Origin of the sequence: Cognatiyoonia koreensis, assembly GCF_900109295.1 — a bacterium.
Taxonomy (GTDB): Bacteria; Pseudomonadota; Alphaproteobacteria; order Rhodobacterales; family Rhodobacteraceae; genus Cognatiyoonia; species Cognatiyoonia koreensis.
In genome coordinates this window covers 1,718,941-1,741,839 of record NZ_FOIZ01000001.1, presented here as the reverse complement: position 1 = coordinate 1,741,839, position 22,899 = coordinate 1,718,941, and the positions used below count along the sequence as shown (strand labels likewise).

Annotated in this window: 29 protein-coding genes; 17 read left to right on the top strand and 12 right to left on the bottom strand. The window is 56.9% G+C overall.

From position 1 onward, the window contains the following. Nucleotides 1–5 precede the first annotated feature (5 nt). Complete coding sequence (locus BMY44_RS08660) at nucleotides 6–1,391, top strand: MATE family efflux transporter (protein WP_089992833.1); 1,386 nt, start codon at nucleotides 6–8, stop codon at nucleotides 1,389–1,391. A 3-nt stretch (nucleotides 1,392–1,394) separates the two neighbouring features. Here BMY44_RS08660 and BMY44_RS08655 read toward each other — a convergent pair whose 3' ends face one another. From BMY44_RS08655 to BMY44_RS08645, 3 genes are all read right to left on the bottom strand, one after another. After that, on the bottom strand, nucleotides 1,395–1,805 hold the full coding sequence (locus BMY44_RS08655) for a hypothetical protein (protein ID WP_089992830.1): 411 nt from the start codon (nucleotides 1,803–1,805) through the stop codon (nucleotides 1,395–1,397). Nucleotides 1,806–1,879: 74 nt separating this feature from the next. Next, nucleotides 1,880–2,272: a carboxymuconolactone decarboxylase family protein gene (locus BMY44_RS08650; protein ID WP_089992827.1), complete on the bottom strand. Its 393-nt coding sequence runs from the start codon at nucleotides 2,270–2,272 to the stop codon at nucleotides 1,880–1,882. 28 nt (nucleotides 2,273–2,300) lie between these two features. After that, nucleotides 2,301–3,503, bottom strand: coding sequence for a pyridoxal phosphate-dependent aminotransferase (locus BMY44_RS08645; RefSeq protein WP_089994709.1), 1,203 nt, complete (start codon nucleotides 3,501–3,503; stop codon nucleotides 2,301–2,303). 75 nt (nucleotides 3,504–3,578) lie between these two features. Here BMY44_RS08645 and BMY44_RS08640 point away from each other — a divergent pair, with 75 nt between their 5' ends. From BMY44_RS08640 to BMY44_RS08630, 3 genes are read left to right on the top strand one after another with little or no spacing between them, the layout of a single operon-like run. Beyond that, on the top strand, nucleotides 3,579–3,968 hold the full coding sequence (locus tag BMY44_RS08640) for a helix-turn-helix domain-containing protein (protein WP_089994707.1): 390 nt from the start codon (nucleotides 3,579–3,581) through the stop codon (nucleotides 3,966–3,968). Beyond that, entirely contained in the window at nucleotides 3,965–4,246 is a 282-nt protein-coding gene (locus BMY44_RS08635) for a succinate dehydrogenase assembly factor 2 (protein WP_089992825.1), read from the top strand. The genes BMY44_RS08640 and BMY44_RS08635 overlap by 4 nt, the downstream gene beginning before the upstream one ends. A gap of 60 nt (nucleotides 4,247–4,306) precedes the next feature. After that, the gene (locus BMY44_RS08630; protein ID WP_089992823.1) at nucleotides 4,307–4,828 is read left to right on the top strand and encodes a MarR family winged helix-turn-helix transcriptional regulator; all 522 of its coding nucleotides are present in this window, start codon (nucleotides 4,307–4,309) and stop codon (nucleotides 4,826–4,828) included. Here BMY44_RS08630 and BMY44_RS08625 read toward each other — a convergent pair. Genes BMY44_RS08625 through BMY44_RS08605 form a run of 5 tightly spaced genes read right to left on the bottom strand, consistent with a single transcriptional unit; the run spans nucleotide 4,822 to nucleotide 9,256 of the window. Beyond that, complete coding sequence (locus BMY44_RS08625) at nucleotides 4,822–5,526, bottom strand: DUF1194 domain-containing protein (protein WP_089992820.1); 705 nt, start codon at nucleotides 5,524–5,526, stop codon at nucleotides 4,822–4,824. The two genes, BMY44_RS08630 and BMY44_RS08625, sit on opposite strands and share 7 nt — an antisense overlap. After that, the gene (locus BMY44_RS08620) at nucleotides 5,526–6,233 is read right to left on the bottom strand and encodes a DUF1194 domain-containing protein (RefSeq protein ID WP_242650506.1); all 708 of its coding nucleotides are present in this window, start codon (nucleotides 6,231–6,233) and stop codon (nucleotides 5,526–5,528) included. Before BMY44_RS08620 ends, BMY44_RS08625 begins: the two co-directional genes overlap by 1 nt. Continuing rightward, complete coding sequence (locus BMY44_RS08615) at nucleotides 6,227–6,655, bottom strand: VOC family protein (protein WP_089992817.1); 429 nt, start codon at nucleotides 6,653–6,655, stop codon at nucleotides 6,227–6,229. Before BMY44_RS08615 ends, BMY44_RS08620 begins: the two co-directional genes overlap by 7 nt. A gap of 36 nt (nucleotides 6,656–6,691) precedes the next feature. Further along, the gene (locus BMY44_RS08610; protein ID WP_089992815.1) at nucleotides 6,692–8,221 is read right to left on the bottom strand and encodes a surface lipoprotein assembly modifier; all 1,530 of its coding nucleotides are present in this window, start codon (nucleotides 8,219–8,221) and stop codon (nucleotides 6,692–6,694) included. Between the two features lie 9 nt (nucleotides 8,222–8,230). Then, entirely contained in the window at nucleotides 8,231–9,256 is a 1,026-nt protein-coding gene (locus BMY44_RS08605; protein WP_089992812.1) for a hypothetical protein, read from the bottom strand. A 233-nt stretch (nucleotides 9,257–9,489) separates the two neighbouring features. Between BMY44_RS08605 and BMY44_RS08600 the strand changes: the two genes are divergently transcribed. Continuing rightward, nucleotides 9,490–10,323, top strand: a complete 834-nt coding sequence (locus tag BMY44_RS08600) for a thymidylate synthase (protein WP_089992809.1) — start codon at nucleotides 9,490–9,492, stop codon at nucleotides 10,321–10,323. Continuing rightward, complete coding sequence (locus BMY44_RS08595) at nucleotides 10,320–10,802, top strand: dihydrofolate reductase (RefSeq protein WP_089992806.1); 483 nt, start codon at nucleotides 10,320–10,322, stop codon at nucleotides 10,800–10,802. The genes BMY44_RS08600 and BMY44_RS08595 overlap by 4 nt, the downstream gene beginning before the upstream one ends. A 470-nt stretch (nucleotides 10,803–11,272) precedes the next feature. Here BMY44_RS08595 and BMY44_RS08590 read toward each other — a convergent pair whose 3' ends face one another. Next, a complete protein-coding gene (locus BMY44_RS08590) occupies nucleotides 11,273–11,479 on the bottom strand; it encodes a cold-shock protein (RefSeq protein ID WP_089992802.1) in 207 nt (68 codons plus the stop codon). A gap of 170 nt (nucleotides 11,480–11,649) precedes the next feature. Between BMY44_RS08590 and BMY44_RS08585 the strand changes: the two genes are divergently transcribed. Further along, entirely contained in the window at nucleotides 11,650–11,979 is a 330-nt protein-coding gene (locus BMY44_RS08585) for an arsenate reductase family protein (protein WP_089992800.1), read from the top strand. Between the two features lie 42 nt (nucleotides 11,980–12,021). Next, entirely contained in the window at nucleotides 12,022–12,387 is a 366-nt protein-coding gene (locus BMY44_RS08580) for a hypothetical protein (RefSeq protein WP_089992798.1), read from the top strand. 39 nt (nucleotides 12,388–12,426) lie between these two features. On the opposite strand, the gene thrS is transcribed toward BMY44_RS08580, so the two are convergent. After that, nucleotides 12,427–14,373 (bottom strand): threonine--tRNA ligase, encoded by a 1,947-nt coding sequence (gene thrS / locus BMY44_RS08575; RefSeq protein WP_089992795.1) that lies wholly within the window; start codon nucleotides 14,371–14,373, stop codon nucleotides 12,427–12,429. A 188-nt stretch (nucleotides 14,374–14,561) separates the two neighbouring features. Between thrS and BMY44_RS08570 the strand changes: the two genes are divergently transcribed. The 3 genes from BMY44_RS08570 (at nucleotide 14,562) to BMY44_RS08560 (ending at nucleotide 16,328) form a co-directional block, all read left to right on the top strand. Next, nucleotides 14,562–15,128, top strand: a complete 567-nt coding sequence (locus tag BMY44_RS08570) for a hypothetical protein (protein ID WP_089992793.1) — start codon at nucleotides 14,562–14,564, stop codon at nucleotides 15,126–15,128. Between the two features lie 45 nt (nucleotides 15,129–15,173). Then, the gene (locus BMY44_RS08565) at nucleotides 15,174–15,479 is read left to right on the top strand and encodes a hypothetical protein (protein WP_242650505.1); all 306 of its coding nucleotides are present in this window, start codon (nucleotides 15,174–15,176) and stop codon (nucleotides 15,477–15,479) included. 156 nt (nucleotides 15,480–15,635) lie between these two features. Beyond that, the gene (locus BMY44_RS08560) at nucleotides 15,636–16,328 is read left to right on the top strand and encodes a hypothetical protein (RefSeq protein ID WP_089992791.1); all 693 of its coding nucleotides are present in this window, start codon (nucleotides 15,636–15,638) and stop codon (nucleotides 16,326–16,328) included. Nucleotides 16,329–16,378: 50 nt separating this feature from the next. On the opposite strand, the gene BMY44_RS08555 is transcribed toward BMY44_RS08560, so the two are convergent. Beyond that, nucleotides 16,379–16,804 carry an MAPEG family protein gene (locus tag BMY44_RS08555; protein WP_089992788.1) on the bottom strand — a complete coding sequence of 142 codons (426 nt, stop codon included), beginning with the start codon at nucleotides 16,802–16,804 and terminating at the stop codon, nucleotides 16,379–16,381. A 17-nt stretch (nucleotides 16,805–16,821) separates the two neighbouring features. Beyond that, the gene (locus BMY44_RS08550) at nucleotides 16,822–17,565 is read right to left on the bottom strand and encodes an ArsR/SmtB family transcription factor (protein ID WP_089992785.1); all 744 of its coding nucleotides are present in this window, start codon (nucleotides 17,563–17,565) and stop codon (nucleotides 16,822–16,824) included. A gap of 101 nt (nucleotides 17,566–17,666) precedes the next feature. Between BMY44_RS08550 and BMY44_RS08545 the strand changes: the two genes are divergently transcribed. The 6 genes from BMY44_RS08545 (at nucleotide 17,667) to BMY44_RS08520 (ending at nucleotide 22,887) form a co-directional block, all read left to right on the top strand. After that, on the top strand, nucleotides 17,667–18,941 hold the full coding sequence (locus BMY44_RS08545) for an MFS transporter (protein ID WP_089992783.1): 1,275 nt from the start codon (nucleotides 17,667–17,669) through the stop codon (nucleotides 18,939–18,941). Continuing rightward, nucleotides 18,934–19,674 carry an alpha/beta hydrolase gene (locus tag BMY44_RS08540; RefSeq protein ID WP_089992779.1) on the top strand — a complete coding sequence of 247 codons (741 nt, stop codon included), beginning with the start codon at nucleotides 18,934–18,936 and terminating at the stop codon, nucleotides 19,672–19,674. Before BMY44_RS08545 ends, BMY44_RS08540 begins: the two co-directional genes overlap by 8 nt. Nucleotides 19,675–19,680: 6 nt before the next feature. Then, nucleotides 19,681–20,196: a hypothetical protein gene (locus tag BMY44_RS08535; protein ID WP_089992777.1), complete on the top strand. Its 516-nt coding sequence runs from the start codon at nucleotides 19,681–19,683 to the stop codon at nucleotides 20,194–20,196. Beyond that, nucleotides 20,193–20,702, top strand: a complete 510-nt coding sequence (locus tag BMY44_RS08530) for a hypothetical protein (RefSeq protein WP_089992775.1) — start codon at nucleotides 20,193–20,195, stop codon at nucleotides 20,700–20,702. Before BMY44_RS08535 ends, BMY44_RS08530 begins: the two co-directional genes overlap by 4 nt. A 66-nt stretch (nucleotides 20,703–20,768) precedes the next feature. Further along, nucleotides 20,769–22,115, top strand: a complete 1,347-nt coding sequence (locus BMY44_RS08525) for an MFS transporter (protein WP_089992772.1) — start codon at nucleotides 20,769–20,771, stop codon at nucleotides 22,113–22,115. Between the two features lie 58 nt (nucleotides 22,116–22,173). Continuing rightward, nucleotides 22,174–22,887, top strand: a complete 714-nt coding sequence (locus BMY44_RS08520) for an alpha/beta fold hydrolase (RefSeq protein ID WP_089992769.1) — start codon at nucleotides 22,174–22,176, stop codon at nucleotides 22,885–22,887. Nucleotides 22,888–22,899: the final 12 nt, after the last annotated feature.

Genomic DNA, 22,899 nt, shown 5'->3' with positions numbered 1-22,899 from the left:
GTGCTATGCAAGACGTCGCACTCTCTCGCGCTGCCCATGGCAGGGCCATCCTGAAGCTGGGTTTGCCGCTGATTGCGAGCAACGTAGCGCAATTCGCGATTCACATTACCGATACGATCATGTTGGGTTGGTATGATGTCACGGCACTTGCTGCCGCGACGATTGCCACCACGTTGTTCTTTCTGACGTTTATCGTCGGGGCTGGTTTCGCCTTTGCTGTTACCCCGCTGGTTGCCGCCGCAGCCGAGGCCGAAGATTCAGTGCAGGTGCGCCGCGTCACACGCATGGGCGGCTGGCTGTCCATCTTTTACGGCGGCGTCGTCATGGTGCCGTTTTTCTGGTCCGAGGACATACTGCTTTGGATCGGGCAGGCCCCTGACGTGGCCGCATTGGGCCATGATTATCTGATTATTGCGCTTTGGGGCATGGTGCCGGCACTTCTGGTCATGACGCTGAAATCCTATCTGGCCGCGCTGGAGCATACCGCCATCATTCTTTGGGGCACGATAATCGCGGCGGTCCTGAATGTGGCGCTGAACTACGTGCTGATCTTTGGCAATTTCGGCGCACCCGAACTGGGTATTCGTGGGGCTGCGATCGCGTCAGTTGCACTGCAAGCCGCGACGGTGGGCATTTTGCTGCTGTATGGTTTGCGTGTGCTGCCGCAATACAAGCTGCTTCAGAACATCTTCAAACCGGATAACGAAATCATGGGGCAGGTGTTCCGGCTTGGCTGGCCCATCGGCGTCACGTCGCTTGCCGAAGGCGGTCTGTTCAGCGTTAGCGCGATCATGATCGGCTGGATCGGTGAACTTGAACTGGCTGCGCATGGAATTGTCATTCAACTGGCAAGCCTTGCTTTTGTTGTGCACGTCGGTTTGTCACAGGTCGCAACGATCCGCGCGGGCCGCGCGCTTGGCCGCCGCGATGAGGCGAGCTTGCGGCGGGGCGGACATGTCGCTTTTTTCATGTCCTTTGCCTTTGCAATGGTCACTGTCTGTTTCTTCCTGCTGTTTTCGCGGCCTGTGATTTCCGCTTTTCTTGGGGCAGACGAACCGGCCCGCGATCAGGTCATTGCAATTGGTATCGGATTGTTGGCGATGGCCGCATTGTTTCAGGTCGTTGATGCATTGCAGGTCATGGCTCTGGGGATGCTGCGCGGCGTGCAGGATACGACTGTGCCGATGTTCATGGCGGCGATCAGCTATTGGGGAATTGGCATTCCCGTCAGTTATCTGCTGACATTTGAGATGGGCCTTGGTCCTGTCGGAATCTGGCTGGGGCTGGTCATCGGCCTGACGATTGCATGCATGCTGCTTAACTGGCGGTTCTGGACGCGTTCGGTGCGGATCAACGATCGCTTTGCAGCCGAAGGCGTTGCAGCGTCTTAGCGCCTAGTCCTTGTCGTCTTTCAGCAGGCGGTCCGCCTTCTTGCGTACCAGCACCGTGCGCAAATCATGCATGGCAAGCAGCAGATCGTCCGTGACCTCTTCGAGTTCATCGTCTGTTGCCTTGGATTGCACCCATTGCGTCGTGGTGTTCATATAGTCGACGGCACGAAGGATATCGTCGATGTTGCGCTGTGCGAGAAGGGCGACGCGTTTGTTCAACCAGTCCTGTATGGCGGCCACGTCTTCTTCAGATAGCGTCCGGTCACCATGCGGTTTGACTTCGCCCTTGTTGACGTTGACGACGGCGATCTGGTCCATCTCGATGCGGCGTTGCCGGTTTTCCGTGTCCACGCGGAAGACAGTCGCGCCATTTTCGCGGATGCGGAAATAGTAATCTGGAAGGTCTGCGCCCATCTGCCCCTCGGGTGGTTTTCGGGCAAGTTAGCAGGGGACGTAGCGTTGCGTAAGGGGTTTATGGTGTCGCGCCGCTAGTCGGTCGGGTCCAGCGCTTCAAAGACTTTGCGCGCGACGCGAAAGCACTCAAGCCCCTGTGGCACGCCGCAATAGATGGCGATCACATGAATGATGGCCCGGATTTCTTCCTTGCTGACCCCGTTGCTGATGGCGCCACGACAATGCAGTTCCCATTCCGACATTTTGCCCAACGCACCAATCATCGACAGGTTCATCATAGAGCGTGTTTTGGCATCAATCGTGTCATCGCCCCAACCGAAACCCCAACACCAAGCGGTCATGGCCTCTTGAAACGGCAAGGAGAAGTCGTCGGCGGCTGCAAGGTTCTTTTCGACATACTCCGCCCCAAGGGTGGCTTTGCGTTGTTCCAGTCCTTTCAGGAACAGGTCTTCGTCAAAGGTGCTCATGCGTTGTTTTTCCGGTGACAGGGCCGCATCAGTTCAGCCCTTCGCAGAAGGTCTTGATCCGTGCGCAGGCTTCGGTCAGTTGCGCGTCTGATGTGGCATAGCTGACCCGGAAATAGGGCGAGAGCCCGAATGCCGCCCCGAAGACAACCGCAACGCCAGTATCTTCAAGAAGCGCTGTCGCGAACGCCTCGTCTGTATCAATCAGCGTGCCTTTGGCAGATGACTTTCCTATGCAGTCGGCAATTGATGGATAAACGTAGAAGGCACCTTCTGGCGTCGGGCAAGTGATCCCCGGGCAGGCGTTCAGCGCGTTCACAACCAGATCGCGGCGTCGTTCGAACAGTTTCGCGTTCGGGGCCAGAAAATCCTGTGGACCATTCAGCGCCTCGACCGCTGCGTATTGGCTGATTGAACAGGGATTCGATGTGGATTGCGACTGGACCTTGCGCATCGCTTTGATCAGCATTTCCGGCCCGGCCGCATAGCCGATCCGCCAACCGGTCATGGCGTAAGCTTTAGAGACACCGTTCACCGTCAAAGTGCGATCATAAAGCTGGGGTTCGACCTCTGCCGGTGTGCAGAATTTGAAATCACCGAACACAAGGTGTTCATACATGTCATCCGTCATCACCCAGACATGTGGATGACGCATCAGCACATCGGTCAGCGCCTTGAGTTCATCATGGCTGTAACCGGCACCTGTCGGGTTGGACGGCGAATTGAACAGAAACCATTTCGTCTTGGGCGTGATCGCTGCTTCCAACTGCTCTGCTGTCAGTTTGAAGTTTCGCTCCAGCGAGGTTTCGATACAGACCGGGGTGCCGCCGCCCAGGAGCACCATATCGGGATAACTGACCCAGTAGGGTGCAGGGATGATAACCTCGTCCCCGGGATTGAGCGTCGCCATGAAGGCGTTGTAGAGCACTTGCTTGCCACCCGTGCCGACGCTGATCTGTGCCGGAGTGTAGTCAAGATGGTTGTCGCGCTTGAACTTCGCGCAAATCGCCTGTTTTAGCTCGGGAATGCCATCAACAGCGGTATAGCGCGTATGCCCGTTCGAGATGGCGGCCTTCCCTGCAGCCTGAATATTCGCAGGTGTGTCGAAATCGGGTTCACCCGCGCCAAGACCGATGACATCGACGCCTGCTGCTTTCAGTTCGGCAGCTTTTGTCGTGACGGCAATGGTCGGGGATGGCTTCACCCGGTCAAGTGTTGCTGATAGGAAAGGCATGGTCGGCTCCCGGTGGCCAAGAATGATCAGGTCTGTCATAGGATGGGCCGAATGCGCGATGCAAGGGAATGCAACATGACAGCTGAAGAGAATTGGTATGCAAATGATGCGGCCACGTTTGGCGACCGCCTTGCAGGTGCGCGTGAACAGACAGGGTTGACCCAGGGCGAACTCGCCGAGCGTCTCGGCGTGAAGCTGGCCGTGCTGGAAGCGTGGGAGCAGGATCTTAAGGAACCACGTGCCAATCGCCTGCAGATGCTGGCAGGAATGTTGAACATCTCGCTCAGTTGGTTGCTGACCGGGCAGGGTGAAGGCCCCGAAGGCCCGCCAGACGAAGAACCGCTGGATTCAGACATCAACCTGCTGCTGACTGAAATGCGTGGCCTGCGAGGCGAAATCGCGCAAACCGGTGAACGACTGGCCCAGCTGGAAAAGCGTTTGCGCAAGGCGTTAAAGCAAAGATGAGCGAGACACGCGAAGTCAGGATCAAGCGCCTGCACATGCGGTCCATCCGCCGTGGCATCAAGGAGATGGACCTGATCCTGACGGATTACGCGACGCGGCATTTGCCGAACCTGTCGGATGACGAGCTTGACGTCTACGACTCGCTTCTGTCCGAGAGCGATCATGATATCTATGGCTGGATCACGAAACAGTGGCCGGTGCCAGAGCGGTATCAGCCGATCATGTCAGTCATCATGGCTGATGCTGAAGGGCTAACGAAACCGGCTATACGCCTTTAACCCAATTTTGTTCTTTTTCCCTGAAAACAGTCACAACGACGGTTTTCGGAGAAACGGAAGATGAGCATACATCAGTCACTGGCCAAGACTAAGGACGTGCCCGACCTATCGCCTGCGGGCACCGCTTTCATGGCAAGCTATCTGGAAGGGCTGACCCTTGTGGAACGGCTTCACCGCCTGCTGCTGGATGTCATCAAGGATGAGTTTGAGCGGGTCGGCGTGCAGGAAATCAACGCGGTGCAGGCGCTTTTGATGTTCAATGTCGGCGATAACGAGGTGACCGCGGGCGAATTGAAATCGCGTGGATACTATCAAGGTTCGAACGTCAGTTATAACCTGAAAAAGCTGGTGGATTCCGGTTACATGCACCACGAACGCAGCGAGATTGACCGCCGTTCGGTTCGCGTGAGGCTGACGCAGAAGGGCCGCGATATACGCATGATCGTCGCGAAATTGTTTGCAACCCATTCCGAAGGATTGATGAGTCGCGGTGTGCTTGACCAGTCGGGGATGGACGATATCACGCGATCGCTGCGCCGGGTGGAACGCTATTGGACCGAACAGATCCGCTATATCTATTGATCGACAAGTTGGCCGATCGCCAAAGCCTGCAATTCACGTAGCAGTTTGCGTTCCATCGCGGTGGCATAGCTGCTGAACCCTGCGGCGGTTTCGACAAATGCGTCGGGGCCGCCAATGACATACGCCCGGTAATAGGATGACAGCGATTTTATGTCTTCCTGCCGCTGGTCGCCGATATCGGGATCATCTGCACCGATCACCAGCCCGTTCACGATGATTTCTGCCGGGCGGGCGATGTCCTGCGGTCTTGGCCCTGTATTGGACGGGCCGTCGCCTGAAATATCGAGGGTCTGTTTCCAACAATCGGGCTGTTCTGACAGATAGGCAAAACCGGTTCGAAGTGCGGCTCCCAAAGCCGTCGTCGGGCTTTGCGGCCCGCGCTGATGGGCGCGGAGCGTTGTCGTGGCAGTTGTGATGTCTGCCGCAGAATTGATGGTAAGCCATGGCAGGATCAGCGTGGAATCATCAGATCCCGCCCATTCATAGACCAGCACCCGCACAGGCGCATTGCTGCCGCCCAATAGCGCTTTTTGCACAGCCGTGCTTTCCAGCGCGCTGGCCAGACCATCAATCTGGAGCCTGTATTCTTCGGCATTCACGGAGCCTGACACATCAAGACCAAGGGCAAGCGCCTGACGGCATTGCGCTGAAGCTTGCGCGCCCCAAAGGCAGATCAGGAATGCCAGCGTCGTACGCATCAGCCCGGATCAGCGACACCGGCGTCGATGGCACCGATGACCTGTGCAGAAAGTTCGCGGATCAGCTTGCGGCGGATTGCGCGGGCATAATCTTCAAACCCTTGCGCGATTTCGACAAAGGCCCCCGGGCCGCGGATCACTTCGGTTTCGTAGAATTCAATCAAATCGACTTCAGACGTGAATTCGGCGGCGTTGACCACCAGCCCGTTGACAGTGACGCCATCGAAGGGGAAGGCGGCATAGGCTTCGGCGGGACCAAAGCCATCGTTGTTGATACCGTCGCCCGACATATCAATCGTGCTGAACTGGCAATCCGGACCGCCGTCCAACGCGGTCGCAGCATAGCCCAACGCGTAGCCAAGTGCTGTGGGAAAGTCATTGTGACTGCGAATCGAGCGCCCGATTCGACCCGATGCGCGGAGCAGATCAGCCTGATTTTCGATCATGGTCCAGTCAAGCAGGTTGACCTGATTATACCGCCCTGACCATTCGAAAACCATCAATGCCACGGGTTCAGGGCTGACAAAGAACGCGTCCTGCACGTCCGGATCAAGCAGCGCGCGCGCAAGTCCACCGCGTTGCAGCGCATCTTCTGTTGCGTCGACAGAAGAAGATACATCAATCGCCAGGACCAGTGCGAGCCGACAGGCCAGCGCGGCCTGCGGTATCAAAAGCAACGTCAGACAGAGAGCGAAACGCTTTACCAATGCCCGGTGTTTTCCATGCTTGCCCACGGCTCTTGCAGTGGCAGGCTGTCGCCCTCCTGCAAGAGCTCGATCGAGATATTGTCGGGCGAGCGTACAAAAGCCATGTGGCCATCGCGCGGCGGACGGTTGATCGTGACACCGTTGTCCATCAGATGCTGGCACAGGTCATAAATATTGGACGTGCGGTAAGCGAGGTGACCGAAATGACGGCTGTCGGACGGCAGGCCATCGTCACCGTCCCAGTTGTAGGTCATTTCGATCGGGCAGTCCTCGTCCCCTGGTGCCGCCATGAAAACGAGGCTGAAACGCCCGCCTTCATTGTCATGCCGGCGGATTTCCTGCATCCCAAGCAGTTCGAAAAATGCCTTGGTCTTGTCGAGATCTTTGACCCTGACCATCGTGTGAAGATATTTCAGTGACATCGCCGGCTCTCCTTTGCGTGCATTCGCAGCATCATGCTAGAAGGAGGAGCGGAGATCAAACCCAATACGGAAAGTGTCGGTATCATAGCGCGCGTTCACTGATTCTGTCGTCGTGCCGTTGAATGAAATCTCGGGCTGGAAGCCGTAGAATTCGAAATCGGTAAACCGCGCGCGCGCATTAACAGAGATGATTTCATCGACGCGGTTGCGCTGCGACAGCCCGTCAAACCCGAAGTCTTTCTCGGAATAACCAACCCCGATCCCGAACAGCACTCCACCAAAGGAGCGCCCGAAACCGTAATCAGCATAGATCGAGACTTGCTCAAAATCGCTATTCGCGTTCGACGACTCGGATTTCGCCACGTCGAATGAGACAGAAACGACATCGTTGTTTGCAAGGGCAAAGGCCGCAGCAACGCGCCCGTCGATCTTTGTGACGCCGTAGGGATCATCGTCATCGCGTTCCAGTATGTTGCGCTTTTCCGCGCCAATCTGGAAGCTGAGTTCGATATTATCGGCCACATCGTAATTCTGTGACACGCTGCCGCCGTATTTCCACGAAAGCGGATCACCCGCATACCAGGTGTATCCTGTATTCAGGCGGAAGGTTGTCGGGTCCCAGCCTTCAAACAAAATACGGCGGTGCGTCACGCCGGTGCCCAGCACGATCGAAGAGAAATCACTGCCTGACACGTCCTGCGCCTCGAACGTTCGTTGCGAAATGCTGTCCTGAATGAGGGCCTCGAACAGGATGTTCTGGCGTTCCGCGCCGATCGGCAAAAGCTCTGCTTGTGCCAACAGCTCGTCCCGCCGGATCGCTGCGGCGGCAGCTTGATTTTCGACCCGTTCCCGTTCTTTTGCGTTTTCATCATCGATCGCGCTTTGCTGCAGGACCGCGGTGCGGAAATTGCCGGAGAAATTGAGAAAAGTCGCCGATTTCTGGTTCAGCGAAAGTCGATAGTTCGAACTGAACCCGCCGAAGATTTCCAGCCCGGGCAGCGCACGTGCGTCCAGCGATAGCACGGACGAGCCGCCAAGTGACGGGATAAAGAGCGTGTCTTCGGAGGATCCGTTGTTCACGTTGCTGGAGGGTGTGATCCCGAATTGCAGTCTGGTTGACCAAGGGTTGCGTTCTGCAAGAAAGCGATAGTCCCGCGCGACCTGTTCTGCATTGGCAGCGTCCGGCGCAAACTGCCGGGCCCGCCGTAGCCAGAGTTGCGCAAATGTATCTTCGCGCTGTTCGGCGTGGGCCAGTGCCGCAAGCCGTGCAGTCACGTACTTTACCGTGGGGTTCGACGTGCTGCGATAGGCCCGCTTGGCCACCGTGGCGGCCGTGTCGAAATCCGACAGATCAAGCGCGGCACGCGCCCGCACAATCAGTGCGTCCGTATCGTTCGGGTTTTCCGCAAGCAGGAGATCCGCAAGTTCAGCCGCGACTTCCGGCCGCCCATCTGCAAGGAAGCCCGCGCTTGCGGCGCGGACTTCATCAGGTGTCAATCTGGCTTGTTGGGCTGTGGCCGGAGTCGCCAAAAGGGCGACCAGGGCCAGTGCCATCCAGTTTTTCATGCCTGTGCCTTAGGGCTGTGCGCGATCAAGAATGAAGCCACCGGTTTCCTGCACGAACAGGTCATTGACCCGCGGATCTTCGCTGTCGACAACAAAGACACCAACGAGTTCGCCGCCGTCACCCGCTGTCGCGTCACCTGCGATGATGGCATAGTATTTTCCATCTTCGTAGATTTCGAGTTCACCATTGTTATTGACCCGTGTATTCCGCAATTCGCCGGAAAGTTCACCGGTTGGCAGAAGCGTATCAATCCCCTGCTGGATGACAAACGGCAAATCAGGCAGCAGCAATTGATTGCCAACGAACAGATCGACCTGTGCCCCTTCCGGCGTAAAGGCGCGACGGTTCGAGACAGTCCCTTTTACACCGTCGTTTGAATTGAAGTCGTCAAAGTCGATCGCGATTGCAACATCGCCGACTGTGTATTCAAAGATCGCGAGCGGGTCGAAAACGCGGATACCGGCGTATTCACCTTCCCACTGAGCCTGACCAGAGGTCGGAAGCGTGACGTCGCCGTTGCGCGCATAAACGAAACCGCCAAAGCCGTAGCTGGAATATCCGCCCGTCCGCACGATCGCGAATGTTGTGCGTGGATCGCCGTCCTCGGTGAGGATGCCACTGCGTCCGGTGATTGCGCGGTAGGGTACGATCTGGTCAACCGGGCCGCCGGTCAGAAGGTCGGGCACCGTTTCATCTGCCGCGTAGACCCCGTAACCACCAAGCGTCGTGAACACTTCATCGGGCTCGTATTGGTTTTCGCCATCGAAGGCGAGGTTGTCGAAGACGTAGACATCGTCATCTTCGTTATAGGTAGCGCCGCGAACAAGGCCCCCACCTTTTTCGTTCGCGTTGCCGTCACCGTCGCCAGGTTCGATCCGGATGATGCTGCGGTTCGCGTTCGGATTGTCGGTGCCATCCAGCTCGATCTGGACGTCAGGCACTTCGCCTTCTTCGTCGACATCGTAGAAAGGCTGACCGTCGCCACACGCAGTTAGTAGTGCCATCGCCGAGATGGCAGTGAGTGAACGCATCATAGCAGCAGGTCCCCATCCTCAAATTCAAAGTTAACGCATTAATCCTGTTGCGCATGGCATGAGTCAATGCGCATTGGCACGGAAAACGGGATTCTTTTCCGCATATCGACGCCTTAGCATGGTGAATCGCAATATATAGTTAAATTTTCGCACTTTGTTCCACTCTTGCTACTTGGCGGGCCGGGGAATCGTCGTTACCCATGAGACCCGCGATATCCGCCAAGGGGGAAGAGATGGAGCAGTATCACGCACTTTTGCAACGCATCCTTGACGAGGGCGAGTCGTCGGATGACCGCACCGGCACTGGCACGATATCGACCTTCGGGATGCAGGCCCGCTATCGCATGGCTGATGGATTTCCGCTGGTCACAACGAAAAAGCTTCACCTGAAATCCATTATCCACGAACTTCTATGGTTCATCTCGGGCGATACGAACATCGGCTATCTCAAGGCCAATGGTGTATCGATCTGGGATGAGTGGGCGGATGAGAATGGCGATCTTGGTCCGGTCTATGGCTATCAGTGGCGCAAGTTCCCCAAGGCCTTGCCGTCCGGTCAGGTCTATGACGGCCAGCCGCTTTATTTTGCCGACAGCGTCGATCAGATCGAAGACCTGGTAACGGCGATCAAGGCAACGCCAGACAGCCGTCGTCTGATTGTATCGGCGTGGAACCCGGCGGATGTGCCCCATATGGCGCTCCCACCGTGCCATACGATGTGGCAAGTGCGGGTGTTGGGCGGAAAGCTCCACCTGCAATTATATCAGCGGTCTGCCGACATGTTTCTTGGCGTGCCGTTCAATATCGCATCATACGCGCTGCTGCTGCACATGTTGGCGCATGTGACCGGATACGAACCGGGGGATTTTGTCCACACGCTGGGCGATGCACATATCTATTCCAACCACATGGATCAAGTGAAACTGCAGCTTTCGCGCACGCCCAAAGCGTTGCCGCTACTGCGCATCAAACGGCAGGTCGGCAGCATTTTCGACTTTACCTATGATGACTTCGAGATCATCGGCTATGACCCCGATCCGGCAATCCGCGCGCCGGTGGCCGTATGATTACCCTGATCGTTGCCCGCGACCGCAACGGTGCGATCGGCAAGGATGGCGATATACCTTGGCACGCCCCAGAAGATCTTAAGTTCTTCCAGCGCGAGACGGTGGGCGGGGCGATTGTCATGGGACGCAACACGTGGGACAGCCTGCCGTTCAAACCGCTCAAGAACCGACTGAACATCGTGGTGTCTTCGCAAGATGTAGATGCTGAGCACGTGGTTCGTTCGGTGACAGAGGCCGTCGCCTTGGCCGAAGCGCACGGCCATCGCCGCGTCTATGGGATTGGCGGGGCAGGGATTTATAAAGAGATGCTGGGCATCGCCCATCGGCTGCTGATCACCGAGGTGGGAATTGATGTTGCCGGGGCTGACACTTGGTTCCCTCAAATCAATGATGATGCGTGGCGCGTGGTCGGTGAGAGCGTTTTGCGGGATGCGGAGCCAGAATGCCGGGCCCTGGAGTTGCTTCGCCGGATGGGTTAACCTCAAGCGGAGGTCTCAGAATTCGAGCTGCTGTTCACGCTCGCGCAACAGTTTGAATTATGGACAGTGACTGTTTCAGCGTTTGCATCGCGCGGCGTTCGGTCGATGAAAACCTTAGTTCTCTGATATATATGGGAAATTTCAGGAATGACGTGGCGTCTGGGGAATTCTGGGTGCCGCTTCCCATTAATCGAAAGGCAAATCTCTTAGATTTCGTTGCTATCAACTTGTCTCGATAGGGGTGCCAAGATGCAGAATGAAGCTACTGGGAAATCGCGTAACACGTTTCCAACTATTGAGTCTGATATGGTTAACCGACTGGTCAAAGAGGCCGAGGAGCGCACGATGCAGCCGCAGCAGGTGGATTGGAAAGAGGTCCACCAACAAGCTTCACTCGTGCGGGATCGGTCCTAGTAGGGTTTTTTGAAAACTGACCCGGTTTCAGGTCATGCGCCGGGTGATAACCGGCGTTAGCCCGCAGCCAAATTCCCGGCCATCTTTCGTCCGTCACGGCCCTCAACCAGGTCGAACGAAACTTTCTGGTCGTCGGCAAGGCCCGTCATGCCAGCAGCCTCGACAGCTGAGATGTGCACAAAAATATCAGAACCGCCGTCATCGGGTGCGATGAAACCGAAACCTTTGGTGGTGTTGAACCACTTGACTGTACCTGTGGGCATGAACGCCTCCCTTTCTTGTCACAACGCCAGTCTTGATAGCGCCGCAGAGGCGGTCGTAATTCTGGCCTTGTCGTCAAAGATGTGCGCCTCATTGTAAAAATCAAATGACATACGCGTTAGAATGCCCAATTATCGGCTTCTGGCGATCACTTGCCTAAAAAGGAGGCAACATGCGGTTTTTTGGGCTGAAATCCTGTGACACGTGTCGCAAGGCGTTGAAAGCGATCCGGGAAAATGGGCTTGACGTAACAGTGACCGACGTGCGCGCCGACGGTATCGCATCCCGAGATCAGGCGCGGATCGTGGAGGCGTTTGGCGAAAAATCATTGAACCGGGCTTCAACGACCTGGCGCGGGCTAAGCGATGCCGAAAAGGCGCTTAGCCCGGCGGACCTGTTGTCCACCCATCCCACCTTGCTGAAGCGACCAGTGATCGAGAAGGATGGCGTCTGGACCATCGGCTGGAGTCCTGACGTCCAAAAATCGGTCCTTGGCGGGTGAGGTTTCCCTTCCTATGTGGAGGACGACAAAAGGAGAAACCCGATGCGCAATGCAGCATTCACACTTGGCATGATCGGCGGACTTATCGGCATTCTGGTCAGCCTGTTCGGCTGGGGTTACACCAGTTTTGCCGAAGCTCAGCCTGAACTGGCGCGCACCTTTGGCCTGTTCGACAATCCCGGCGTGGTAAAAGCCGCGAGTTTCTTTGCGCCTTTGCTGGCCATTGGTGGTGCTGCAATGTCGCGCGATCGGGCCTTGTGGGGCGGTATCGCGATGATCCTCGGGGCAGGGGCGTTTTATATCGGGTTCGGCTTTAACGTGGCGACACTGTTCCCGATCGGTTTCGTCGGCCTTGCAGGCGTTTTGGCGATTGCGGCGCGCAAACCGGACGCGCCAGTGGCCCACTAGCTTTCCGCGTCCCGGAGCGGATCCGGGACGAGGTTTCCCTTAGCGCAGATCAGGCGGTGTAGCCGTGCCTTGCAATTCAGTGACAATCGCGTCCAGCGCCATTGTGGCTGTCTTGTTTTCACCAAGCCGCCGTACTGTGACAGTTCGCTCATCAATTTCCCGCGCGCCAATGGCAAGGATGATCGGCACCTTGCCGTGGCTGTGTTCACGCACCTTGTAGTTGATCTTTTCATTGCGAAGGTCCGCTTCGGCGCGCACGCCCGCGGCCTTGAGTGCGGTGACAACTTCGCGCGCGTAATCATCCGCGTCTGACACGATTGTTGCGACAACCACCTGACGCGGTGCCAGCCAGAACGGCAGTTTGCCCGCGTGTTCTTCGATCAGGATGCCGATGAACCGTTCAAACGATCCAAGCGTCGCACGGTGCAGCATGACTGGACGGTGTTTTTCGCCGTCCGACCCGATGTAGGTTGCGTCTAGCCGTTCAGGCAGCACGAAATCAACCTGGTGCGTGCCACACTGCCAGTCCCGCCCGATGGCATCTGTCAGCACGAATTCCAGCTTTGGGCCGTAGAACGCGCCTTCGCCGGGATTGATCTCGGGCTCGATCCCTGCAGCACGTGTCGCGGACAACAATGCCTCTTCGGCCTTGTCCCAGACGGCATCGCTGCCAGCGCGCGTTTCCGGGCGATCCGAGAACTTGACGCTGAAGTTTTCAAAGCCAAGGTCTTTGTAGATCGCGGAAAGAAAGTCGATGAAGACGGCTGTTTCTTCTTCGATCTGGTCTTCACGGCAAAAGATGTGGCCATCGTCTTGCGTAAACCCGCGCACCCGCATGATGCCGTGCAACGCACCCGAGGGTTCATAACGGTTGCACGACCCGAATTCAGCCATCCGCAACGGCAGGTCGCGGTATGATTTCAGGCCTTGATTGAAGATCTGCACGTGGCAGGGGCAGTTCATCGGTTTCAGGGCGTTGACTGCTTTTTCACGGGCGTGTTCTTCGTCCACTTCGACGATGAACATGTTGTCCTGATACTTCTCCCAATGACCCGAGGCTTCCCAAAGCTTGCGATCCACAACCTGCGGTGTGTTCACTTCGACATAGCCACCAGCCCGTTGGCGGCGGCGCATGTAGTCCTGCAGTTCGGTGTAGACTGTCCAGCCATTCGGGTGCCAGAACACCTGACCCGGGGCCTCTTCCTGCATATGGAAAAGATCCATCTCGCGTCCGAGCTTGCGGTGATCGCGCTTGGCGGCTTCTTCGAGCATGTGAAGGTGTGCTTTTAGCCCTTCCTTGTTGGTGAAGGCAGATCCGTAGATGCGCTGCAGCATCGGGCGGCTTGAATCGCCACGCCAATAGGCACCGGCAATCGACATCAGCTTGAAGCAATCACCAGCGATCTGGCCTGTGTTCTGCAAGTGCGGGCCGCGGCACAAGTCTTGCCATTCGCCGTGCCAATACATGCGCAGCGGTTCGTCGCCGGGAATGCTTTCGATCAGCTCGACCTTGTAGGGCTCACCGCGGTCCTTGTAATAGGCAATAGCCTTTTCACGATCCCAGATTTCCGTCTTTACCGCATCGCGCTTGTTGATGATTTCCTTCATCTTCTTTTCGATCAGCGCGAGGTCTTCGGGAACAAACGGTTCCTTGCGATCAAAATCGTAATACCAGCCGTCCTTGATGACCGGGCCGATAGTGACCTGCACGTCAGGCCAGATTTCCTGCACTGCGCGGGCCATGATGTGCGCCAGATCGTGACGAACGAGTTCGAGCGCCTGCTCGTCGTCCTTCATGGTGTGCAGCGCGATGGTCGCGTCTGTTTCGATTGGCCATTGCAGATCCCAGTGCTGACCGTTCACGGTCGCGCTGATTGCTTTCTTGCGTAAGCTTGAAGAGATATCGGCAGCGACATCGGCGGCAGTGATGCCAGCGTCATATTGACGCGCATTGCCATCGGGAAATGTCAGGGAAATTTGGGCCATGTCGGCTCCTCGTCGGTTTGGCGCCTACGAAACGCCGGGTTGCGGGTGTGGTGTTGATGCGTAATGGCAAAGGGGAATGGGCCTGTCAACGCGGACCTCGCGTTGCAACCATTGGGCGAAAATGGCAAGGGTTGCGCTCAATCAAAAAAACAGGCGCACGCGCCCCTCTCAAGGACAGTATCTTTCGTATGACATTCTCAACACGCCCTCATCACTTTGTTGCTTTCGTTTCACTTGTTGCCCTGGCCGCGTGTGGTGGGTCCGGTTCGGGAGGGTCAAGCTTCAGTTCAATTGAAAGCCGGGCAGAGACGCTCGCGCAGAAACTTGACCGCGCAGACCCGACGCCAATGGCTGACCTGCCATCAGGCAGCAGCACGTACGACGGTGTGTTTGGCATTATTCTTGATACAGACCGCCCGGACGGTGTGCTTGGTGACGCAAGGATAGACGTGAACTTTCGCAGCAACACATTCTCGGGGAAGGCGGACAACTTCTACAATCTGTCCCAACAACGTGCATCAGGGAGCGTCACAATCAGCGATGGACGGTTCGACGGCGATGAAGAAGTGATCGGTATTGCAGAGGTCAGCGGCAGCGCCCAATTCGAATCTGGCCGCCGGACAATTGACGGTATCGCAGTTGCGACATTTGCCGGAGATGACGGTGAGCTGATGACCGGAATTGTCGGCGGCGACGCAACCCGTTCGGGTGCCAGCGCGGTCGGGTTCGAAGGTGTCTGGATCGTCGAAGACTAAAGTGCCCTTGCGCGGTATACCCAGATATACGTTGACTGCGACCTGATGGCGTTTAAATACGACATCAGGTTTCCAATCGGAAACGTCGCAAAACTGGGGATTGATATGCCGCGCTACAACCGTTCTTTTGATCTAAGCCTTCATGACGTTGACTTGATTGAAGAGGCGCTGCGCGCGCGCGGACGGGAGTTGTCGAACATGCGGCTTGCCTTGTCAGACCAGAATCCGGCCCACTTCGAAAGCATCCGTGTAATCGAACAGGACCAACGCGAGAACGAGGAACTTCTTGGTCGTTTGCACCACCAGAAGATATTCTATCGGCCGCAGGCGAACGTTTACGTCGGCGGCTGAAAGACGCCTGTTGCTTCGCCGCATCCATTTGGCGTGGCTCTCTGGTAACACATTGATTTTACGTCACTATCAGGTTGACCCGAACGTCCCTTTGCTTAGTCTGAAATCGCGCGTGCTGTTCTAGTATGCTGCATTCATTCTACAAAAGGACGACCTATGAAACTTGCGACAATTTTGCCGCTTGGCGCGATCGCTTTCACCGCAGCCTGTGGTGGATCTTCGACCAATTCGAACACCAATGCCGGAACACCTGAGCAGACGGCGCAATTGCAGGCGTTCCTGACAACCGGTGAAGATATCTCTGACCGGATCGAGACATTCATCAACGATGACGAATTTGGCGCGTTACCGGATAACGGCGACGCGAGCTACTCCGGGGTGTCGCTGGTCGTGGTCGGAACAGGTGATCCTTCTGACGAGGGCGCAGACACGTCCGTTGACTCGATCGCCGTTGGGTCGTTCGAGGCAGATGTCGATTTTCAGCGTGGCGAACTGAACGGTTCTGCGACGGATTTTATCGAGATCGCGAATGCGTCTGAGATATTTGGTATCGATACCGACGAAGACGACTTTGACATCAAGCAGATTGAAAGCGGGGGGGCGGTTTCCGGCACGCTTGATTTCGAGGCGCGTGGTCCAGATCCGGTTTTTTCAGATTTGCTTGCAGTCGGCATCTCTGGTCACCTGAGCGATCAGGCCGGGAACACACTGACATTGCAAAACCTGGCAGGTGAAGCGGAATTCTTTGGTCCTGACGAAGATATTGTCGAAATTTTCGCGGCCGATACGTTGCAGCTAGACAATGCCGAGACTGGCTTCGTCAGCATCACTGCGATTGGCGACAAATAACTTGAGATGCAAAGCCACCGCTGGACATCCGGCGGTGGCTATTGATGTGATCAGGCTAGCCGTGCGGCAAAGACCGCATATCCCATCAGCAAACAGCAGACCCATCCCAGTGTAAAAATTATGGGGCGGATCGGAAAACCGGCCCAGCCTGTGATGTAGCCGACCGCGTGCGCGACCCGCAGCCAGAAAAAGGCGATGGCGGTCCAGTAGGTCAGGGCGCTGAACCCGTTGACCCGATCCACAAGGAGGACGAGCAGAGCAAATGGCACGAGTTGTTCCAACAGGTTGAGGTGGGCGCGATAGGCCCGCTGTACCCAGGGTTTGTGCAGCAACGGATTGGCGATCCGGGTGAATCCGTCAGGCGCATCGGCGGGCAAATTCGCACTGGCCGCGCCTGCGATATACGGAATCCAAAGCGATGCGGCCAAGAGGCCGAGGCAGGTCAGAATGCCAAGTTCGGTTGGAAAAATATCCATGGGATCAACTCCTTACATTACATCGCGGCTTTGAGGCCGGTTCCGGTTTCGAGATAGGTTTTCAGTGACGACGCCAGACGGGCCCAGCCTTCGGCAAAGCCTTCCTGACCGGGGGCCATGTCGTAGTGTTCGATCGTCAGCTTGCACATGTCGCCCTGCGGTTCGATGAGATAGACCATGTGTGACGCAGGGGCGTCGGGGCCCATGAAAAGTGGCTCAAACGTCATTGCGATCCGGGTTTTCGGGTCAACCGCCGTTGTCACCTGCCGCAGCATCGCGCTGCCATCCGGGCGGATGAATGTCGTGGCCTCATCGACCAGCGCGTTACCTTCGACCACATTGCAGGCAAAGTGATATGCGGCCATTTTGTCGGCTTCGGTCAAGGCCGCCCAAAGCGCGTCCTGCGTGCATCCGATGAAGGTCTGCATCATGAAATCAGGTTTTCCCATATGCGTGTCTCTTTCTAGTTTCTGTTTCAATTCGGTCAGTGCGCGGGCTTGGCGCTGAAGAAATGGTGCGGCCCACCGGTCCATAACGTCCTGCAAGGGAACGATGTTGAGATAGTGGTATTTGAACCGGCCCTCCTTGCGGGTAAGGACCAGACCGGCCTCTTCCAGGACCTTGAGGTGCTTCATCACGCCAAAGCGCGACATCGACAGCACGGTTTCGAGGTCCGAAAGCGATTGCCCGTCCTTTCGACGCAAACTGTCGAGCAGGTCGCGACGGGCGGGATCGTTGAGGGCTTTGAAAATTGCATCCATGCGGATCACTATAGGTGACTTTGTAGTCACGTGACAATAGGGTAACGTGACAAGCTGGACATTGCCTCTAGGTTCCTGATCACGACCAGAGGGGATTTTCCATGTCATCGACCAAGATTGCAGATGCGGTATTCGAGGGGCTGACTGAGACCCCGGATCAGGCGAAAGGCCTTTCTGATAAGGCGATCAAGGCCGAACCACTGAATTTCATCCGACATATTCTAAGCCTGAGCGGCAGCAAGATCGCAGACGGCTTGATCGATCCCAAGCTCGTTCTGTCATGGCTGCTGACCCACCTTGGTGCAGGGGCATTCTGGACTGGATTACTTGTCCCGGTTCGGGAATCGCTTGCACTTTTACCGCAAATTTTCACCGCACCGCGAATCGCACGGATGCATCGCCGCAAGTGGGCTTGGGCCGGTGGGGTAGCTGTGCAGGGCATCTGTGCCGCTGGTATCGCGGTTGCAGGACTGACGCTGTCAGGCCGCACCGCGGGGATCGTCGTTGTTGCATTGCTTGCCGTTTTGGCACTGGCGCGTTCCGTGTGCTCAGCCAGCTACAAGGACGTGCTGGGCAAGACTGTCGCCACCGCGCGCCGTGGCACTGCCACTGGGACGGCAAGTTCTGTCGCATCCGCCGGTGTGATCCTGTTCGCGCTGTTGCTGATCACTGGCTGGGTCGATCGCTATGTTTTGGTCATCGGCGCAATCTTTTGTGCCGCACTGTTCTGGATCATGGCGTCAGCGATATTCGCGACTTTGGTCGAGGAAGATAATCCAGCCGAACCTGATGGAAGTGCTGCGCAGTTTGCATTGTTGCGTGAATATCCGCAGCTGACCCGCTTTATCATCGTGCGCAGTTTGCTGGTCGGTACGGCGCTGGCACCGCCGTATCTGGTGATGCTGCAAGGGCAGGGTGCGCTTGGTGCGTTGGGGGTCATGGTTCTGGCCTCGTCTGCGGCGTCTTTTCTATCCTCCTATGTCTGGGGGCGTTTGTCGGACCGCTCGTCGCGCGTGGTTTTGCAACTGTCCGGTCTCGCGGGTGGGGCCATCCTTTCGGCAGTGGCCCTCGTCGGTCTGCTCGACTGGGCGAATACGCCGTTTTTGGTGCCAGCTCTCTTGTTCGGACTGATGATCTCTTATCACGGGGTTCGGCAGGGTCGGTCCACCCATTTGGTCGACATGGCCCCCGAAGACCAGCGCGCCGCCTTTACTGCTGTGTCAAATACGCTGGTCGGGCTGGCTCTGATCGCGGCAGGGGCTGCATTTGCCAGTCTGGCCACGATCAATGTCCCCCTTGTCATCGGGGTGTTTGCTGTGATGTGTCTTGGCGGTGCGGGGTTGGCCCGTGGTCTGGACGAGGTACAGGATGGCTGAATTTCTTAACACGCCACAGGGGCGCAAGATTGCTTATCATCTGACGGACGGGACGGGGCCTGCTGTCGTCTTTCTGGGCGGGTTCAAATCCGACATGGGCGGCACGAAAGCGGTCTATCTGGAAGACTGGGCGCAGAAATCGGGCCGTGCATTTCTGCGATTCGACTATTCAGGTCACGGCGAAAGCAGTGAAGCCTTTGTGGACGGGTCCATCGGTGACTGGTTCGAGGACGCCTGTGCTGCCATTGGATTGCTTGCCGGGCCAATCATTCTGGTCGGCTCGTCCATGGGCGGTTGGATCTCGCTTCTGGTGGCACGCGAGATGCCTGAGAGGATTGCAGGCCTTGTCACGATTGCTGCTGCCCCCGATTTCACCGAAGACAGCATGTGGGCAGATGCAAGCGATGAGCAGCGTCGCCAGTTGATGGACGACGGGCAGATCGCGCTGCCATCCGATTACGGCGATCCCTACATCATCACGCGGCGTCTGATCGAAGAAGGGCGCGACCGGCTTGTCTTGCGCGCGCCGCTGACATTGGATTTCCCTGTGCGCTTTTTGCAGGGAACGGCGGATGAGGATGTGAAAATGACTGTGGCATTGCGGCTTTTGGAACACGCCGAAAGTCCCGATATGCGCCTGACACTGGTCGATGGGGCTGACCACCGGTTTTCAGATGATACATGTTTGGCATTGATCACGGCCTCGGTAGAAGAGGTCATAGCCCGGACCTGACAACCCATGGAAGCCACCGATACAGTTCCGACGTTCCTGTTGTTCGCATTTCAGGGATGTCATGCGCCGGGGCTGCTTGCTGACCCTTGGGCGCGTCAGGATACCTTGCAAGAGGTGCGTCCGGTTACAATTCCGCTGTTCCTGATCTGCATGGCCGCCGCGTCGATGCTAATGGCGACGGTGCTTTGGTGGCGCGAGGTTGCGAAGACCGTCCCCATGATGCTGATCGCGGTGTCTTTCGTCTGTGTTACAGCGTTTCTGGGCTATCAGGCCAACGACGTCTATCAGAACACACCCAGTTTCGAGACCTTCCTGAACGGCGGAAACTACTTCATCGCAGTGGGCGAATTCAGTTTCTATCTGCTGGGCGTCTTTGCGATGTTGTTTGTGTCTTTCATCCTTGTTTGGCGGGAAGTCGGCTGGGAGACAGAGCGTAACCTGATGTTGCTGTCCACCGGCAGCGTAACCGTCATGGCGGTTTGCTGGACCTTTTTCAGTGCGGCTGTCTGGCAGTGCCTATGACGGCAGCGCTATTGCGGCAGTTCATGCCAATTGATGTGCTGAACTGTGGTGACACAGGGTCGAGAGAGTCGCCCTTTCCAGATGACATCTTCCCACCTTCTGATTTTCCGACGATGCCCGGTTTTGATTGGACGACTGTAGCTTTGTGTCTCGCTGCACTGGCGCTGATTGCAATCGCCTTAAGGCTGCGCGCCTCGCGAAGAAACGCGATGTGGGCAACTGGCGGGGCGTTGTTTTGCGTTCTGGCGTGGATGGCCGTGGTTGCAATGCGCATTTACGACCCGCAACTGGTGTTCGACTACAATGGGCAATGGTTGCTTGCTGCCGGCTATTTCGGTGTGACGTTCCTGTTTGCAGCGATATGCCTGATCGTGGCGCTGATGCTGTTCTTTTTTCGCGCCCGCCGTGTGATACCGATCGTGGCGCTGACCGTGGGACTGGCGACGCAGGCTTATGTCACCATCGGCTGGGTCATGTTTTCGTATCAGTATGCGAATTGCGTCTGACGCGACGTTTCGCTTTCTGAAATTGTTGGTTGCCCTTTAACGTCCGCCAAAAGCGGGGGGACACGCATGGCACTTTCTCTAGGGCAGAAGGCGGGCTGGGGCCTTGCGGACATGGGCATTGTTGTCTTTGTCGTGGTCAAACAGCTTTTGATCCTGAATTACCTGACAGCTTACCTTGGCGTGCCGGTTGGCATCGCAGGTTTTGTGACAACCGGTGTGCTTGTTTTTGATATGATCACCGATCCTCTGATTGGCTACTTTAGCGATCGCACCATCAGCAGGCATGGCCGCCGTGCGCCTTGGATGTTCTTTGGTGCGCTGGTGATGTGTGCGGGGATGGTAGGTCTTTTTGCCGTGCCTGCGGGATACGGTATGGCCGGAAACCTGATTTGGGTGATTGCGTTTTTCGGGCTTGCCACCATCGGTTTTACGATGGTTGCCATCCCCTACAGTGCGCAAGCAGGCGAAATCACACAGGACCGCCGCGAACGATCTACGATGACCGGCTGGCGGATGGGTTTCGCCAGTCTTGGCATTCTTATCGGTGGGGCGATGATCCCTGCCTTTGCCGGGTCATTGGGTTATGCGATGGCAGCACTGATAGTTTGCCCGTTGATTGTCGGGGCGATCTGGCTGTCGCTGTTTGCCACGCGCAACGCGCCTCGTGCTGAAGCCAGCGGTGAAAGCCTTGGCGGCATGTTTGCGTTGGTGTTCTCGAACAAGCCCTTTATCGTATTGGCTTTGCTTTATGGTTTGATGACGCTTGCGATTGCGCTCATCACGGCGGGGCTGCCGTTTGCAGCGACTTACCTGATCGTCGATAGCGGTGATACGATGTTGTCCGGTGCAGCTGGAGCGTTGAGCACGCTGAGCCTGATGTTTGCGGCCTTTGTGCTGGGCTCTATCCTTAGTCAGGCAATCTGGGTGCTTTTGTCCCATCGAATTGGCAAGGTGAACGCGCTGCTGGTCGGGCTCGGGCTTTATGCTGTTCTGCTTTATTTCCTGAATGCCAGCCTACCGTCCGTGAACGTGACGGCCATCGCGGGGCTGTTCGTGCTGGCAGGCATGACAAATGGATCCTATCAACAAATCCCCTGGGCGATTTACCCCGACCTGATGGACGTCACCCGCGCGAGAACTGGCGCCGCAATCGAAGGCGCGTTTTCCGCAATCTGGCTGTTCGGGCAGAAGCTTGCCAATGCGATCGCACCGGCGCTTTTGGGGCTGATCCTTGCCGCAGCGGGTTGGCAGGAAACCACCGAAGGACAGGCGATACAGACGCCAGAGGCATTGGGGCAGTTGCAGTGGGCTATCACGCTCCTGCCAGTGCTCATCCTGCTCGTGTCACTCGCGGCACTGGCGCTGGTTTATCTTCCCATGCAGCGGCGAGTCTTGGCCCAATTCGCGACATGATGCCTTGCACGCAAGGGCTGTCTCTGTAATCTGCGGGGAAAAAGAGCAGAGGCAGAACATGAGCAATGAACCACTGGTTCTGATACCCCCGATGCTATGCGACGCACGCGTGTTCGCCCCCCAATTCGAAGACCTGTCACTTGATACGCCGGTTATGTTTGCACCTACATCCACGGGCGAGCGGATCGAAGAGATTGCCAGCAACATACTCGGGGCCGCACCCGCGAAATTCGCGCTCGCGGGCATGTCAATGGGCGGGGCTGTCGCGCTTGAAATGCTGCGCCGCCAACCGGACCGCATCACCCGCATCGCACTGATTTCCGCGTCGGCCCAAGGAGAGACCCCGCAAGCTGCCTCTGCCCGAGAGCCATTGATCGTTGCGGCGCGGTCGGGGCGTTTTGGTGATGTGATCCACCAGGAAATGAATCCCAATTGGCTGGCCGAAGGACCAGAGCGCGTGCGTATCACCAATCTGATAACGTCGATGGGGCAGGCCGTCAGCGCCGAGGGTTACGTGCGCCAGGCGCGTGCCATGCAAAAACGCAAAGATCAGCAAAGTACCCTGCGCAACGTCAAACAGCCCACACTTGTCGTCTGCGGGGCAGAGGACAGCTTGCTGCCGCCCCGCCGTCACGAGTTTCTGGCCGAACTCGTGCCTTACGCCAAGCTGGAGATTATTCCGGGCGCAGGGCATCTGCCAACGCTGGAACAGCCAGAGCTGACCAACCACGTCCTGCGAACATGGATGCGTCAACCGCTGGTGCTGCGGTAGGTCAATCTGTTT